Source organism: Streptomyces sp. MS191, assembly GCF_008042125.1.
Taxonomy (GTDB): Bacteria; Actinomycetota; Actinomycetes; order Streptomycetales; family Streptomycetaceae; genus Streptomyces.
The window spans coordinates 8,106-24,030 of record NZ_RDBI01000069.1; the positions used below are offsets into that span (position 1 = coordinate 8,106).

A 15,925-nucleotide genomic window follows, 5' to 3' on the forward strand; every position below is an offset into this window, starting at 1 on the left:
TCTTCCCCCGTTCCCTCGATCCCCCGTTCCCGTTCCCCGCACGTCCGTGTCGCGCAGAAGGAGCCGCAATGCCACGATCTCGCCTCGGGATCCGCTTCAGGAGCAGAACCAGTACGGCGGCGATCGCCGCCACCGCCCTCCTCGGCGGGCTGCTCGCCGGAGCCCTGCCGAGCGCCGCCGCCGACGAGCCCGCTCCGGTGGCCGTCGACCGCTTCGAGGGGGAGGTGCCGTTCGCGAATCCGCCCGCGGAGGGCATCTTCACCTGGGGCAGCGACGCCGACGACCCGCCGACGCTGCGGATCGCCGACCGGGCCGACGCCCCCGAGGGCGGCAAGGTCCTCGAAGGCGGCTACGACATCAGCGGCTGGGGCGGGTTCAGCCACGACTTCGCCTTCGACAAGCCGGCCCACGACTGGACCGCCGCCAAGGGCATCCGGTTCTGGTGGTTCGGCCAGAACACCGCTCCCCTGCCGCCCGGCTCCGGCAAGCGCATCCACTTCGAGCTCAAGGACGGCGGCGCCAACGGCGAGGCCTCGGAGCTGTGGACGACGTCCTTCACCGACGACTGGGAGGGCTGGCACCTCGTCGAGATCCCGTTCGCCGACTTCCAGTACCGGGCCGACTACCAGCCGGTCGGCGGAATCGACCAGGTCCTCGGCCTGAACGAGATGTGGGGGTACGCGCTCACGCTGCCTCCCGGCGCGCCCGGCAGATTCGCCCTCGACGGTGTCGAGCTGTACGGCAGGGCGGAACCGGCCCTCACCACCAAGGTCGTCGTCGGCTCCGGCGTGTACCCGGTCGCCGAGGGCATCACGGCCGAGGTGAAGGTCTCCGTCGCGACCACCGGATCCGGGCCGATCACCGAACCCGTCACCGTCGCGTACACCACCGGCGCAGGCAGCGCCGAGTCCGGTACGGACTACACGCCGGTCTCCGGCACCGTCACCTTCCCGGCGGGCACGCCCTCCGGCGAGACGCGCTCGATCGCCGTGGCCACCAGGAAGGACGGCGCGGCCGAGTCCGCGGAGACGATCCCGCTCACGCTCACCGTCACCGGCGCCAAGGCCCCGGCCGAGAACCCCGTGGTCGTGGTCGACGCGCACGGGCTGCCGTACCTCGACAAGCGGCTGCCGGTGAAGAAGCGCGTCGCCGACCTGCTGGCCCGCATGTCCCCGGCGGAGAAGGCCGGGCAGATGACGCAGGCCGAGCGCAACGCCCTGCGGTCGCAGGGCGACATCGCCGCCTACGACCTGGGCTCGCTGCTCTCCGGCGGCGGGTCGGTGCCCACGCCCAACGCGCCCGAGGCCTGGGCGAAGATGGTCGACGCCTACCAGCTGCGCACCCGGGCCACCCGGTTCCAGATCCCCCTGATCTACGGCGTGGACGCGGTGCACGGCCACAACAACGTGATCGGTTCGACGATCATGCCGCACAACATCGGCATCGGCGCGAGCCGTGACGCGAAGGTGGCCGAGCGGACCGGCGCCGTGACCGCCGCGGAGGTGCGGGCGACCGGCATCCCGTGGGACTTCGCCCCCTGCCTCTGCGTGACCCGCGACGAGCGCTGGGGCCGTTCCTACGAGGCGTTCGGCGAGGACCCGGCCCTGGTGACGGCCATGGAGACCGTGATCAACGGCATGCAGGGCGCCCGCAACGGCAAGGACCTCGCACGCAACGACAAGGTGCTGACCAGCGCCAAGCACTTCGTGGGCGACGGCGGTACCGCGTTCGGCTCCTCGACCACGGGCTCGTACACCATCGACCAGGGCGTCACGAAGGTCACCCGGGAGGAACTGGAGGCGGTGCACCTGGCACCGTTCGCCGAGGCCGTGAAGCGCGGGGCGGGCACCGTCATGCCCTCGTACTCCTCGCTGGACATCCTGGGGGACGACAAGGGCCCGGTGAAGATGCACGCGAACGCCGAGATGATCAACGGCGTCCTGAAGGACCGCATGGGCTTCGAGGGCTTCGTGATCAGCGACTGGCAGGCCATCGACCAGATCCCGGGCGACTACCCGAGCGACGTCCGGACCTCGGTCAACGCCGGGCTGGACATGATCATGGTGCCGACCAACTACCAGGACTTCACCAGGACGCTCAAGGACGAGGTGGCGGCCGGGCGGATCCCGCAGTCCCGCATCGACGACGCGGTGTCGCGGATCCTGACGCAGAAGTTCCGGCTGGGCCTGTTCGAGCGGCCCTACGCGGACACCACGAACCTGGCCGCGATCGGCTCGGCCGAGCACCGCGCGGTCGCCCGTGAGGCCGCCGCCAAGTCCCAGGTGCTGCTGAAGAACGAGGGCGCCGTCCTGCCGCTGAAGAAGTCGCAGAAGGTGTACGTCGCCGGTTCCAACGCCGACGACCTCGGCAACCAGGCCGGCGGCTGGACCGTCAGCTGGCAGGGTGCCTCGGGCCGGACCACCACCGGCACGACGATCCTCGAAGGCATGCGGAAGGCCGCGCCGGACGCGCGGATCGACTACTCCAAGGACGCCTCGGCCGCCGTCGACGGCCACGACGTCGGTGTGGTCGTCGTCGGCGAGACCCCGTACGCCGAGGGCTTCGGCGACGTGGGCAACGGCAACGACCTCGAACTGACGGCCGCGGACAAGGCGGCCGTCGACAAGGTCTGCGCCGCGATGCCGTGCGCGGTCCTGGTCGTGTCCGGCCGGCCGCAGCTGATCGGCGACCGGCTCGGCGCCATCGACGCGCTCGTCGCGTCGTGGCTGCCGGGCACCGAGGGCGACGGCGTCGCCGACGTTCTCTACGGGAAGCGGCCCTTCACCGGCCGGCTGCCCGTCACCTGGCCGAAGTCCGAGGCGCAGCTGCCGATCAACGTCGGCGACGCGTCCTACGCCCCGCAGTACCCGTACGGCTGGGGTCTGACGACCCTGGGCGCGCGGCCGGCGCCCGTCGGCGGCGAGGTCACCCTCAAGGCCATCGGCCTGGCGGCCAAGGTCCTCCAGGCGGCCGGCCGGGGCACCTCGCCGGAAGGGGCGGAACTGGTCGGCCGGGCGCGACTCGTCGTCCAGCACCGGATCGGGCAGAACATCACCGAGGCGACGGCGAAGCCCTTCGCCGAGGCCGACCACCTGCTCCTGACCGGAGACCTCACCGGCGCCGTCGGCAGGCTGACCGCCGCGTACCGGGCGGCCGGCTGATCGACGAGGCACTCCCCGGCGGCACTCGCCCGCTCCGTCACCCCCGGGTGGCGGAGCGGGCGGGTGCCGCTCGTGCGTGGGGCCGCGTCCCGCGAGCGGCGCGGACGCGAACGGACCATTCGAGCGGACAATACCGGCGAAAAGGGTTAGATTTCCCATTCGGTGAGCGCGTGTGACATCCACGCCCGTCCCTACCTCGAACCGGGGGTCCTCTTGACTCAGGATGAACCGGCCACGTTCCGCGCGTGCCGCCGAGGCGGCCGATGACCGCGGCGGAGACCGGAGCCGGGTCCACGACCGACAGCGCCCCTCCGGCGGCCAAGCTGACCCTGGTCACCCTGACCGCGATGGTCGTGGGCTCGATGGTCGGGGCGGGCGTGTTCTCGCTTCCCAGCCGGTTCGCCCAGGAGACGGGGGTCGCGGGCGCCCTGATCGCCTGGGCGGTCGCGGGCCTGGGCATGCTGATGCTCGCCTTCGTCTTCCAGACGCTGGCCGTGCGCCGCCCCGACCTCGACGCGGGCGTCTACGCCTACGCGAAGGCGGGCTTCGGCGAGTACCTCGGCTTCTTCTCGGCCTTCGGCTACTGGGCCAGCGCGTGCGTCGGGAACGTCACGTACTGGGTGCTCATCATGTCGACGATCGGCGCGATCGCACCCGCGCTCGGCGACGGGGACACCCTCCTCGCCGTCGCCCTGTCGTCGGTCGGGCTGTGGGGTTTCTTCCTGCTGATCCGGCGCGGCGTCAAGGAGGCCGCGGCGATCAACCGGATCGTGACGGTGGCCAAGGTCGTGCCCATCCTGGTCTTCGTGATCCTGGCGCTCTTCTACTTCGACGCGTCGGTGTTCGCGGACAACTGGGCCGGTGCCGACTACGCGGGATCGCTCTTCAACCAGGTCCGGGGCACCATGCTCGCCACGGTCTTCGTGTTCCTCGGCGTCGAGGGCGCGAGCGTCTACTCCCGGCACGCCAAGCGCCGTGAGGACGTCGGCCGGGCCACGATCCTGGGGTTCCTCAGCGTCTTCGCCGTGTTCGCCTCGGTCACGATCGTGTCGTACGGCATCCTGCCGATGGCCGAGATCGCCGAGCTGCGGCAGCCCTCGATGGCGGGCGTCCTGGAGGCGGCCGTCGGCACCTGGGGCCAGGTCTTCGTCAGCGTCGGCCTCATCGTCTCCGTCCTCGGCGCCTACCTGGCCTGGACGCTGATGGCCGCCGAGGTGCTGTTCGTCGCGGCCAAGGACAAGGACATGCCGCGGTTCCTGAGCCGTGCCAGCTCGGCCGACGTACCCCAACCCGCCCTGCTCATGACCACCCTGCTGAGCCAGGTCGTCCTGGTCGTCACGTTGTTCTCGGACGACGCGTTCAACTTCGCGCTCGACCTCACCAGCGCGCTGAGCCTCATCCCGTTCCTCCTCGCCGCGGCCTTCGCCGTGAAGGTGGCCCGGGCCCCGGCCGGTGATCCGGCCGTGGCGGGGCGGAGCACCCGCGGGGAACTGGTCGTGGCCGCCCTGGCCACCCTCTACACGGCGTTCCTGCTCTACGCGGCCGGACTCAAGTTCGTCCTGGTGTCCTTCATCCTCTACGCGCCCGCCACGTTCCTGTTCGTCAAGGCGCGGCGCGAGCAGAACCGGCGCCCCTTCTCGCCCGGCGAGGCCGCGCTGTGCGCCGTCTCGATCGCCGGCGCCGTGTTGGGGGTCGTCGCCCTGGCCGTGGGCTGGATCGAGCTCTGAGCCGTCATGGCGCACTGGACGTCCGACGACGACGTCGTGCACCGCACCACCGTGCCAGGCCAGGCCGACCCCTTCGGATCGGCGGACGTGGACGTTTTCGTGGCGTCTCCCGGCCGGCCCGGAACGGAGGACACGACGTTTCGTCGGTCCAGGAGTGCCCTACGGGGTCACCAGTTGGGGTCGAGACCGGGCACGTGGGCGGGGAGGGGCAGATCGGAGGGGTACAGGAGGTAGACCACTCCCCCGCCGCCGGACGCCGAAAGCCAGACGCGTTCGAACTCCCCGCGCGCGTAGACCCTTCGTACGTCCTCGTCGGTGGCGGAGAGCGGGTCATTGGCGACGACGTCTCCGTCGTCCGTGAACCCGCAGACGATCTTGATGCTGCCGGCCGGCGAGTAACCCGCGCCCGCCAGTTCGCCGATGCGGAAGCTCTGGGCCGTGGCGATCGGAATGCCCGCGCAGATGAAGCGTTCGAGCTCGCTCAGCGAGCGAAGACGCGTGACCAGGCCCCTGAGTCCGTACCGCGCGGGATAGGCGGCGTTGAAGGCCCAGTTGCCGCAGCCCTTGTAGGCGTAGTCGTACACGGCACGGGCCGTGAAGTCGACCTGCGGGGCGGTGTCGGCGGGGTCGATCCATGCCGTTTCGTCATCGCTCGGGCCGTGGCCGAAGTACTCGACGAGCATCGCTGTGCAGGCGGGCGCCGACCAGGCTTCTCCGCCTCCGTCCCATTGCGGACTGTGGCCGGTGTGCACCTCCTGGGAGCGGCGCGGTACGTCGAGGACCTTGCCCCGGGCCCCGGCGGGCGCGCTCACCGCCTGGCGGTGGCCGGGGGGCAGCGACGACGCGGCGAGGCAGAGGGTCTGAACGACGGGCCCTTCGGAGGTGCCCCGGGTGCGCGCCAGCCGGATCTCGAGTTCGTAGGCGTGCACGGGCCGGCCGGGAGACGCCACGAAAACGTCCACGTCCGCCGATCCGAAGGGGTCGGCCTGGCCTGGCACGGTGGTGCGGTGCACGACGTCGTCGTCGGACGTCCAGTGCGCCATGACGTACCAGCCGGAGGTGTCTCCCTGTGCGTCGCGCACGCGGAGCCGCACTCTCAGCCGGGTTCCCGCCGGGGTGAGAGCGGTCCACGAGGGGATGAGTTCCTCGGCCGGGAAGGGCAGCTCGCGCCAGCCGGTGGAGCAGGTCGCGTACTCCCACTCGAGCGGGGCGTGCCCGTGCTGATCCACGAAGGCCTCGTGCCCCTCGGGGTGTTCCAGGCGCAGGGCTCCGTCCGACCAGGCCGTTCCCGTGAACGTGGCACCGGAGAAATGACAGGCCTCCGACCAGCGGTGCAGCACCACCTGAGGCTCGAACGGGTCGTTCGTTCGCCCACGGTTCTCGCCTGTCACGGTCTTCCCTGCCGCTCTCTCGTAGCTTCGGTACGACCCTGCCTGACGCTGGTGGCGGGGCGGGGCCCACATGGTAGCGGCCTGGACTTCCCGACGAGGGTTCCAGGCCGCTCCGGATGCCGCTCCTGCGGTCAGTTCACCGCACGAGGCAGTACGGCGGCGGGGGTCAGGACGACGTCGTCCGCCTTGACGAACATGATGCGGTGGCCGAACTGCACCTGGTGGTACGTGAGCGCGCCGCGGACCACGGTGTGGCCGGAGAGCTCGAAGGTCTTGGAGTGGAAGTACTCACCGCGGACCGTCTGACCGACGCTGTAGTACTGCCCCGGCCGGAGTGTGTACTGCAGCGGCACCAGGGGCTGGACGGGGATGCCGGCGGGATACGCGGCGGGCTCCGGGTAGGCGCGGCCGTAGAGGAGAGCACTGTCGAGTCCGGAGCGCAGTCGCGCCACCAGGCCCTGGGAGGGCAGCGTCTTCGGGTGGCGGAGGTCGTTCTTGAACCAGCCCTTCTGCCCGAGGTACCACAGGGCTGTCCAGTCGCCGCGGCGCTCGGCGACCACGTACTTCTGCCCGGTGCTCACCCGCGCGGCGTGGTTGTACACGGACCAGGTGCCGGGGGACGGCCGGATGCCGGTGTCGGTGAGCAGCGGGGCGTCGTCCCGGGGTTCGCTGCGCAGCGTGAGGGAGGCGGAGCCGTGCACCGGGCAGAGGTCGGCCGGGGTCGCTCCGCAGTAGTACGGTTCCGTGTTCGCGTCGTAGTCGGGGCGGACAGTCACCAGGCGCGAGGTGGCTTTGCCGTGGGCCTTGAACGGCTTGCCCAGGAGCTCGAAGTAGCGGTCCCAGTCCCAGTAGGGCCCGGGGTCCTGGTGCATGCCGGCGACGTTGGCGGGGACGGTGCCCGGCACGTTGTCGTGGCCGATGATGTGGGCCCGGTCCAGGGGAATGCGGTACTTCGTGGCGAGATGGCGGACGAGGCGGGCAGACGTCCGGTACATGGCTTCGGTGTACCACTGGCCTCCCTCGGCCAGGAAGCCTTCGTGCTCGAGACCGATGGACTTGGAGTTGACGTACCAGTTTCCGGCGTGCCAGCCGACGTCCTTCGCCCGCAGGTGGTTGGCGATGTGACCGTCCGCGGAACGGAGGCTGTAGTGCCAGGACACGTAGGTCGGGTCCTGGACCAGCTTGAGGGTCGTGTCCCAGGTGGCTTCGGTGTCATGGATGACGATGTAGTCGATCGCCTGGTCGTTGGGGCGGTCGGAGAGGTCGTGGTTGCCGAAGTCGCCCGGTTCGTCGGAGAGCATCTGGTACGGAGCCGGCGTCCAGTCGCAGCCCAGGTCGCGGGGGCACTCGGCGCCCGACACGGTGGCCTTCAGGCGGAGCCTCTCCAGCTGGCGGGTGTCGGGCCGGACGGGCGCGGCGGGCAGGGTGACGACGGTCCCGTCGTCCGTGCGGCGCGACTCCCCCGTGTTGATCAGCGCGAAGACGTCGTCGGCGAAGCGGCGGGCCGCGCCCTGCTCGCTCGCGCCCGCGTAGGCCGCGACCGCCGCGTACCACTGGGCGGGGTCGGTGCTCAGGGGCAGGCCCGCGGAGCGCTGGTGGTCCGCGAGGAGCGCGGCGCCGCCCTCGATGTTGGCTTCGGGGTCGGTCCTGAGCCGGCTCGGAGACAGTCCCGTGAGTGCGGCGGCTCGGCCCAGGGTCTCCAGCGAAGCGGGGAGCCGCTCCTGGTCGACGGGTGCCTCACGGCGTACGAGAGGCGGCCTGGAGGCGTCGCCGCGGGGGTCCTCGCGGCCACTGGAGTGGTGGGGCGTCTCGGCGAGCGCCGCCCGGGCGTCGGTCAGATGCATGGGACCGTAGCCGGCGTCGACGCTGGGCGCGCCGCGGTGGTCGTCCCAGCGGCTCTGGAGGTACGAGACGGCGAGCAGGACCGCCTCGGGCACGTGGTGGCGCTCGCCGGCCTCGCGGAAGAGTTCCGCGCGGGAGGGCAGGTCGGTCCCGGTGGCGTGCTCGGCGGCCGCGGAGGACCGTGCCTGTGCGGGGGGCGTGGTGAGTGCTCCCGTCATCAGGACCGCCACGACGGCTGCTGCGCCGACTCCTCGTCGGCCGGGGGTGGGTCTTGTCATGTGCTCCTCCTCGTCATGGGGAAATGACATGCTGTGGGGTGATCGGCTCCGTCTCGCGTACGGAGTTCCGGTTCCACGAGGCACTCCTCGCGCGCGTAGGGGCAGCGCGTACGGAAGCGACAGCCGGACGGTGGCGAGGCGGGGGACGGGAGGTCCCCTTCCAGGAGGTGCTCGTCGTCGGCCGCGCGGCGCCCGGGGTCCGGGACGGGTGCCGCGGCGAGGAGCGCGCGGGTGTAGGGGTGGCGGGGGGTCGTGTAGATCTGCTCCCGGGTTCCGGTCTCCACGATCTTCCCCAGGTACATGACCGCGATCCGGTCGCAGAGGTGCTGGACCACCGCGAGGTCGTGCGAGATGAACACGCAGGCGAGGCGGAGGTCGCGGCGGAGTTCCTGCAGCAGGTTGAGCACCTGTGCCTGGACGGAGACGTCGAGCGCCGACACCGGCTCGTCACACAGCAGGAGTTTCGGCCCGAGCGCCAGTGCGCGGGCGATGCCGAGTCGCTGGCGTTGTCCGCCGGAGAACTGGTGCGGGTAGCGGTCCCGGTGTGTGGGGTCCAGGCCGACGGTTTCGAGGAGTTCGTCCACGCGGCGCCCGCGGTCGACCCTGGGAACGGCTTCGGGGTGGATGGCGAAGGGTTCTCCGACGATCTGTCCGGCGGTCATCCGTGGGTTGAGGGAGGTGTACGGGTCCTGCAGCACCATCTGGACACGGCGGCGGACACCGCGGAGTTCCCGGGGGGACAGGGCGAAGGGGTCCTGCCCTTCGATCACCACGCTGCCCGAGGTGGGACGGTCCAGGGCCATCAGGAGGGAGGCCAGGGTCGACTTGCCGCACCCGGATTCGCCCACGATGCCGAGCGTCTCGGCGGGCCGGACGGTCAGGTCGACGCCGTCGACGGCTCGGACGGCTCCGGTGCGGCGTTTCAGCAGGAGTCCCTGCGTGATCGGGAAGTGACGGGTGAGCGCTGTCGCCTGGAGGAGGGGCGGAGCGGCCTCAGCCAACGGGGGCACGGTGAACCTCTTCGGCGAAGTGGCAGGCACTGCGGTGTCCTGCGGGCGAAAGGGTCTGGTAGGGGGGTGCTTCGTTGCCGCAGCGCGGCTCGGCACGCGGGCAGCGGGGGTGGAAGGCACACCCGGTGGGAACGGAGGAGGGCAGTGGTGGGGCACCGGTGATGGGCACCAGGGGCTTGCCCATGCGGTCCAGGCGCGGGACCGAGTCGAGGAGGCCTCGGGTGTAGGGGTGGCCGGGGCGGGTGTAGAGGTCTTCCGCCTCCGCGGACTCCACCGCGCGGCCGGCATACATCACGGTGACGCGGTCGGCCGCCTCCGCGACGACGCCGAGGTCGTGGGTGATCAGCAGCAGGCCCATGCGGGTTTCTTCCTGGAGCTGTTTGAGCAGCCGCATGATCTGGGCCTGGACGGTGACGTCGAGGGCGGTGGTCGGTTCGTCGGCGATGACCACCTCCGGGTCGAGGGCGAGCGCCATCGCGATCATGACGCGCTGTCGCATGCCGCCGGAGAACTGGTGGGGGTAGTCGTGGACCCTGCGGGCGGCGGCCGGGATGCGGACGCGGTCCATGAGCGCGACCGCCCGGGCGAGCGCCGCCTTGCGTCCCTCGGACCGGTGCACCCGGAACATCTCGGCAAGTTGGTCGCCCACGGTGAGGACGGGATTGAGCGCGGTCAGGGCGTCCTGGAAGATCATGGCGATGCGGGTGCCCCGGACGGTGCGGTGGTGCTCCGGTGGCGTGGAGAGCAGGTCGTCGCCGCGAAGCCGGACGGCGCCTCGGGTGATGTGCGCCGGCGGGGTGTCCAGCAGCCCCATGACGGCCTGCGCGGCGACGGACTTGCCGGATCCGGATTCGCCCAGCAGGGCCAGGGTCTCGCCCTCGCGGAGCGTGTAGGACAGACCGTTCACCGCGCGGATGGTGCCGCGGCGGGTGCGGAACTCGACGCAGAGGTCGTCGACCTCCAGCAGTGGAGGGGTGTCGGCGGACATGGACGCTCATTTCAGCCGGGGGTCGAAGGCGTCGCGCAGGGCGTCCCCGAGGAGGATGAAGCTGAGGACGGTCGCGGACAGGAAGAGGGCGGGGAAGAGGAGCAGGTGGGGATGGTCGAGGACGAAGGCCTGGGCCGCGTTCAGCTGCAGCCCCCAGGAGACCTGGGGGTATTGCAGGCCCACTCCGAGGAAGTCGAGCGTCGCTTCACCTGAGATGACCGCCCCGACGTTGAGCATGGCGACGACGATGACGGGGGTGATGGCGTTGGGAAGGATGTGGCGCAGCATGAGCCGGGCGGGACGTGCCCCGAGCATGCGGGCGGCTCTCACGTAGTCGGCGTCGGCCAGCGCGATCACCTGGGAACGCATGATGCGTGTCATGGTCGTCCAGCCGAGCACGGTCAGGACCAGGATCATGGCCCCGAGCCCGTGGTCGGGGAAGGCGACCAGGATGACGGTGGCGCCGAGCACGAAGGGCAGGCCGAAGAAGATGTCGGTGACGCGGGAGACGAGTGCGTCGAGCCAGCCGCCGTGGAAGCCGCTCAGGAGGCCGAGGACGACGGCGATGAGCAGGGAGGCCGCGGTGACGGCCAGGCCGGCCAGCAGGGAGGGCCGGGTTCCGCGGATGACCTGGGCGAGGTAGTCGCACCCCTGCAGGTCGAATCCGAAGGGGTGCCCGGCGGACGGGCCCAGCTTCGAGTGGGCGAGGTCGCAGCGGTCTCCGGCTTCGGTGAGCAGCGCGGTGAGTGCGTCGGGTGCCAGGGCCATGGCCGTCATGAGCAGCAGGGTGATCAGGGCGGCCCACACGGTGGGGCGCTGTCGTAGTTCGAGCCACGCGTCCTTGCCGAGGGAGGCTCGTTGCCGGGACGGCGGGGGCGTCGGGTCGGAGGCCGTGCCGTCGGCTGCGTCGCTCGTGGCCTCCAGGGTCCTGGTGGTGTCAGTCATGACGGATCCTCGGGTCGAGCAGCCCGTAGAGCAGGTCCACGAGCAGGTTGGCGAGCAGGAAGACGAGTACGAGGGCGGTGGTGGTGCCCACGACGACGGGACCTTCCCGGAGCTGGATGGACTGGAAGAGCTGCTGTCCGACTCCCGGCAGGTTGAAGATGTACTCGGTGACGATGGCGCCGGCCATGAGACCGCCCAGCTCCAGCCCGAGGAACGTGACCACCGGGATGAGGGAGTTGCGCAGGGTGTGCTTGACCACGACGCGCCGTCGGCTGAGCCCCTTCGAGTGGGCGGTGCGTACGTAGTCGGCGCGGAGGTTCTCGATGAGGGAACTGCGCGTGAGCCGGGCGACGTAGGCGAGGCCGAAGGAGGCCAGGACGAGGCCGGGCAGGAGGAAGGCCAGGGGCCAGCCGCCTTCGGTGCCCGCGACCGGAAGCCAGCCGAGCTGTACGCCGAAGACGAGCTGGGCCAGGTATCCGACGACGAAGACGGGGACGGAGATGATCAGCGTGGTGCCGAAGAGCACCGCGCTGTCGTCCCACTTTCCCTTGCGCAGACCCGCCCACACGCCGAGGGCCATGCCGAGGATGAGCTCCAGGACCCAGGCGGTCAGGCCGAGTTGCAAGGTGACGGCCCACCGGTCCGCGAGGAGGTCCGACACCTCGCGGCCGGTGAAGGTGGTTCCGAGGTCCCCGGTGAGCAGGCCGGTGAGGTAGTGCGTGTACTGCATCCACAGCGGGTCGTCGAGGTGGTAGCGGGCGCGCAGCTCGGCGAGGACCGCCGGTGGGACGGGTTTGTCGCCGGCGAGGCCCTGGATCGGGTCGCCCGGCAGGACGAAAACGAGGGTGTAGATGAGGAAGGTGGTGCCGAGGAGTACGGGCAGGGCATGCAGCAGGCGACGGGCGACGAATCTCCACATGACGGATGGCCCCAGGGAATCGGTCCGCGTGGCACTCCGGACGGAGCGCCGGCAGAGGGTGGGTGACGGCCTCAGTCGTTGACGGTGACGCTGTCCAGGTGGAGGCCGGCGGCGTAGGAGTCGATGACGACGTTCCCGATCCGGTCGCTCCACGCCGACTGGTCCTGCCAGTTCCACAGCGGGATGTACGGCAGGTCGCGCAGCACGATGTCCTCCGCCTGCTGGTAGGCCGCGACGGCTTCGGTTCCCTCGGCGGCGTTGCCCTTCGCCACGAGCGCGTCGAACTCGCGGTTGCTCCAGCCGGACCGGTTGCCGGGGTAGTAGAGGCCGTCGAGGTAGTTCTGGATGCTGGGGTAGTCGATCACCCAGTTCTGGCGGAAGGGCCCCTTGTTACGTCCCTCGTTGAGCAGCGAGGACAGGTCGGCGGGGGCCATCTTGCGGAACTTGACGTCCTTGATGCCGAGGTTGTCCTTGAGCTGATTGGCGACGGAGGTCATCCACTGTTCGTAGGTGGCGTCGGCGTTGGAGAAGTAGAGCTCCAGCGTGCCGTCGAAGCCTCCGGCCTCGTCGAGCAGCTTCTTGGCGGCGGCCGGGTCGTAGGCGCAGGTCCGGCCGCACGCTCCGGGACGGTGTCCGGGGATCATCTCGCCCACGATCGAGGTGGCGGGCTTGTAGACGCCGTTGTAGATGGCCTGGGTGATGCCCTGGCGGTCGATGGCCATGGAGATGGCTTTGCGGACTCGGGGGTCGGCGAATCGGGGGTCCTTCACGGGCAGACCGAGGTAGTCCATGGTTCCGCTGGGGCGTATGGAGAAGCGGTCGCCGAAGAGGCGCTTGGCCTGCGCCGAGTTGGCGGCCGGGACCGTCGTCAGGATGTCCACGTTGCCGGCCTGCAGTTCGGTGAAGGCGGTCTCACGGCTCGTGTAGATCTTGAAGTCGACGCGGTCGGCCATGGCTTGGCGGGGCCCGCGGTACGCGGCGAACTTCTTGAGCTTGATCCTCTGGTTGCGCTCCCAAGGTCCGTCGAGCTGGTAGGGGCCGTTGCCGACCGGCGCGGTGTCGAAGGTGTCCGGCGTGGCGACGGCCGCCTTGGGAAGGGGGGCGAAGGCCGGGAAGGACAGCAGCATGGGGAACTGGCCGAAGGGCGCCTTCAGGGTGACCTGCAGGGTCTTCTCGTCGACGACCTTGAGTCCTGACAGGGTCCGGGCGGTCGGCTTGGCTCCCTCCTCCGTCGGGTTGAGCGCGTCGTATCCCTTGATCTGGGCGAAGTAGTAGTTGCTGTCCCAGCCGTTCGGCCCGTAGGCGGCGGCGTTCCACGCGTCCGCGAAACTGCCGGCCGTGACCTTCTCGCCGTTGTGGAAGGTGGTGCCGGATCTGAACGTGACGGTCCAGACGACGTTGTCGTCGGTGACCCAGGAGAGGGCGGCGAGCGGCTTGACGGTGCCGTGCTCCGGGTCGAGGGAGGTGGGCGGGTCGAAAAGCCCCTGCAGAACCTGCAGGGAGTAGCTGCTGGTGGTCCGCCCTGGCAGGAGGTGGTCCGGTTCCGTCAGCGCGACCGAGTAGGCGCCGCCGGGCTTGTGGGAGGCGTTGTCCGGCTTCGTCGACTGCGCCGGTCCGCAGGCCGTGGCGACCAGGGTGAGGGTGAGGGCGACGGATGCCGCCAGGACGGTGGAGCGGGCGGTGTTCATGTGCGCTGTGCTCATTTCGGGAAGGCGGCTCGCGGCCCTGACGGGCAGCTCGTGGAGTGAGGCAGGGCGACACGGTAGGTATCCGACGGACGGACGGGCGATCGACGGAATGTCCAAGCTCCTTTCGGCTCCGTGGACATCAGGTCGTTTCCCGCTCGCGCCCTTCGGGCGGAGCATGGCTGGGCGCAGCGTCCGGTCCGCGGACTCCGCGCCGGGAGCCGACGCCGGTCCGCGCGTTCGACGGCGTGCGTCCCGTCATGCGACGGAAGCCTCTGGATCTGAAACAGAAGATACATATGGAGCCGTCGAACGGCCATAGTTACGTGCGTTACTCGCGTGCGGAAGCCACGCGCCCCGCGCCCCACCGTCCGGACCCTCCTCGACGCCCGATGCGGCACCGTCCCTCGCTCAGGCCGAAGTCCCTTCCACCGCGGAGGAAGCCATGTCATCGAACGACGCAACCGGTTCATCGCTCCGTTCTGCCCTCGACCGCCGAGCCGTGCTCACCGCCCTCGCCGCGGCCGGCTGCACCACGGCATTCGCCCCCGTCGCGGCTCACGCCGCCGTGCCCTCCGGCCCCGGCTTCAGGAGGCAGATGCGAGGGGTCTGGATCGCGTCCGTAGTCAACATCGACTGGCCGTCCCGCCCGGGCCTCGACCCCGCCGCGCAGCGGGCGGAGTTCGTGCGGCTGGCGGACGACGCCCTCGTCCTGGGCTTCAACGCCCTGTTCGTGCAGATCCGGCCGACAGCCGACGCGTTCTGGCCCTCGCCCTTCGAACCCTGGTCGCAGTGGCTCACCGGTACGCAGGGGAGGGATCCGCAATACGACCCGTTGGCCTTCATGGTCGAGACGGCCCACCAGCGGGGCCTCGCCTTCCACGCGTGGTTCAACCCCTACCGGGTGTCGATGCAGGCGGACCCGTCCGCGCTCGACCCCCGGCACCCGGCCCGCACGCATCCGGAGTGGACCCGTTCCTACGGCGGCAAGCTCTACTACGACCCCGGGGTTCCCGCCGCCCGGCGCTTCTGTCAGGAAGCCATGCTCGACGCGGTCCGGCGCTACGACATCGACGGCGTGCACTTCGACGACTACTTCTACCCGTATCCGGCAGCGGACTCGGACTTCCCCGACGAGGAGACGTTCCGGGAGCACGGGACGGGTTACCCGGACAAGGCCGCCTGGCGTCGCGCGAACGTGGACCTCATGGTCCGTGAGATGCGGGACGCCGTACGCGCCGCCCGGCCGAACGCCCTCTTCGGCATCAGCCCTTTCGGCGTCTGGCGCAATGCCACGACGGATCCGCGCGGGTCACGAACCGCCGCCTTCCAGTCGTACGACGGTCTGCACGCGGACACCCGGGGCTGGGTGAAGCAGGGCTGGCTGGACTACATCGCGCCTCAGGTGTACTGGCACATCGGTCTGCCGGTGGCCGACTACGGCGTCCTCGCACCGTGGTGGGCCGAGGTGGTCAGGGACACGGACACCGAGCTGTGGATCGGGCAGGCGGTCTACAAGTCCGGGGCGGCAGGACAGCCGGCGCCCTGGCAGGACGGCAAGGAACTCTCGCGCCACCTGACGCTCGACGCCACGCTTCCCGAGATCGGCGGCGACCTGTTCTTCAGCGCCAAGGACGTCCGGACGGATCCCGTCGGGGACTTCGCCGCCATGCGGCTGGCCCACTGGCAGGAGCCGGTGCTGGGCCCGCTGCCGGCCCGTCTGGACAGCCGCCCCCGCCCGGTCCGGCCCGTCGTGAAGGTCGAGCGGGAATCCTCCACGGGTGCTGCCGTCCTGCGCGTCTCCGCCGGTGCGCAGGACAGCGGCCACAGCCCCTTCCGATACGCGATCCACCGCTTTCCGGCGTACCCGGCCATCATCCTGAGGCCGGACGAGGCACTCTGATCGCGGTGGTCCCCGGCGGGAGGCGGACCACCTACCACGATGCCGGGGCTCCGGCCGGATGCTGGTACGCGGTGGC

9 protein-coding genes and 1 pseudogene are annotated in these 15,925 nt (G+C 70.5%); 3 read left to right on the plus strand and 7 right to left on the minus strand.

Annotation, left to right across the window (positions count from 1 at the left end; translation table 11 throughout):
• Positions 1-68: 68 nt before the first annotated feature.
• Positions 69-3,161, plus strand: a complete 3,093-nt coding sequence (locus EAO71_RS32660; RefSeq protein ID WP_147981447.1) for a glycoside hydrolase family 3 protein — start codon at positions 69-71, stop codon at positions 3,159-3,161.
• A gap of 263 nt (positions 3,162-3,424) precedes the next feature.
• On the plus strand, positions 3,425-4,888 hold the full coding sequence (locus EAO71_RS32665) for a basic amino acid/polyamine antiporter (RefSeq protein WP_147981448.1): 1,464 nt from the start codon (positions 3,425-3,427) through the stop codon (positions 4,886-4,888).
• 167 nt (positions 4,889-5,055) lie between these two features.
• On the opposite strand, the gene EAO71_RS32670 is transcribed toward EAO71_RS32665, so the two are convergent.
• The 7 genes from EAO71_RS32670 to EAO71_RS32700 form a co-directional block, all read right to left on the minus strand.
• The gene (locus tag EAO71_RS32670) at positions 5,056-6,279 is read right to left on the minus strand and encodes a C39 family peptidase (RefSeq protein WP_187282919.1); all 1,224 of its coding nucleotides are present in this window, start codon (positions 6,277-6,279) and stop codon (positions 5,056-5,058) included.
• Between the two features lie 131 nt (positions 6,280-6,410).
• Complete coding sequence (locus EAO71_RS32675; protein ID WP_147981450.1) at positions 6,411-8,399, minus strand: N-acetylmuramoyl-L-alanine amidase; 1,989 nt, start codon at positions 8,397-8,399, stop codon at positions 6,411-6,413.
• On the minus strand, positions 8,396-9,409 hold the full coding sequence (locus EAO71_RS32680) for an ABC transporter ATP-binding protein (protein ID WP_187282920.1): 1,014 nt from the start codon (positions 9,407-9,409) through the stop codon (positions 8,396-8,398). The genes EAO71_RS32675 and EAO71_RS32680 overlap by 4 nt, the downstream gene beginning before the upstream one ends.
• Positions 9,393-10,397, minus strand: coding sequence for an ABC transporter ATP-binding protein (locus EAO71_RS32685; protein WP_147981452.1), 1,005 nt, complete (start codon positions 10,395-10,397; stop codon positions 9,393-9,395). The genes EAO71_RS32680 and EAO71_RS32685 overlap by 17 nt, the downstream gene beginning before the upstream one ends.
• 6 nt (positions 10,398-10,403) lie before the next feature.
• On the minus strand, positions 10,404-11,342 hold the full coding sequence (locus tag EAO71_RS32690) for an ABC transporter permease (RefSeq protein ID WP_147981453.1): 939 nt from the start codon (positions 11,340-11,342) through the stop codon (positions 10,404-10,406).
• Complete coding sequence (locus EAO71_RS32695) at positions 11,335-12,261, minus strand: ABC transporter permease (RefSeq protein WP_147981454.1); 927 nt, start codon at positions 12,259-12,261, stop codon at positions 11,335-11,337. Before EAO71_RS32695 ends, EAO71_RS32690 begins: the two co-directional genes overlap by 8 nt.
• Before the next feature lie 71 nt (positions 12,262-12,332).
• Positions 12,333-13,964, minus strand: a complete 1,632-nt coding sequence (locus EAO71_RS32700) for a peptide ABC transporter substrate-binding protein (protein WP_147981455.1) — start codon at positions 13,962-13,964, stop codon at positions 12,333-12,335.
• Positions 13,965-14,391: 427 nt separating this feature from the next.
• On the opposite strand from EAO71_RS32700, the pseudogene EAO71_RS32705 reads away from it, so the two are divergent.
• Positions 14,392-15,654, plus strand: a pseudogene (locus EAO71_RS32705) (glycoside hydrolase family 10 protein); the annotation flags it as partial.
• Positions 15,655-15,925: the final 271 nt, after the last annotated feature.

Excerpts from the sequence above, each read along its gene's own strand:
- EAO71_RS32690 (WP_147981453.1), bottom strand. The coding sequence starts at position 11,342 with ATGACTGACACCACCAGGACCCTGGAGGCCACGAGCGACGCAGCCGAC.
- EAO71_RS32685 (WP_147981452.1), bottom strand. The coding sequence starts at position 10,397 with ATGTCCGCCGACACCCCTCCACTGCTGGAGGTCGACGACCTCTGCGTC.
- EAO71_RS32660 (WP_147981447.1), top strand. The coding sequence starts at position 69 with ATGCCACGATCTCGCCTCGGGATCCGCTTCAGGAGCAGAACCAGTACG.
- EAO71_RS32695 (WP_147981454.1), bottom strand. The coding sequence starts at position 12,261 with ATGTGGAGATTCGTCGCCCGTCGCCTGCTGCATGCCCTGCCCGTACTC.
- EAO71_RS32675 (WP_147981450.1), bottom strand. The coding sequence starts at position 8,399 with ATGACAAGACCCACCCCCGGCCGACGAGGAGTCGGCGCAGCAGCCGTC.
- EAO71_RS32665 (WP_147981448.1), top strand. The coding sequence starts at position 3,425 with ATGACCGCGGCGGAGACCGGAGCCGGGTCCACGACCGACAGCGCCCCT.
- EAO71_RS32700 (WP_147981455.1), bottom strand. The coding sequence starts at position 13,964 with ATGAGCACAGCGCACATGAACACCGCCCGCTCCACCGTCCTGGCGGCA.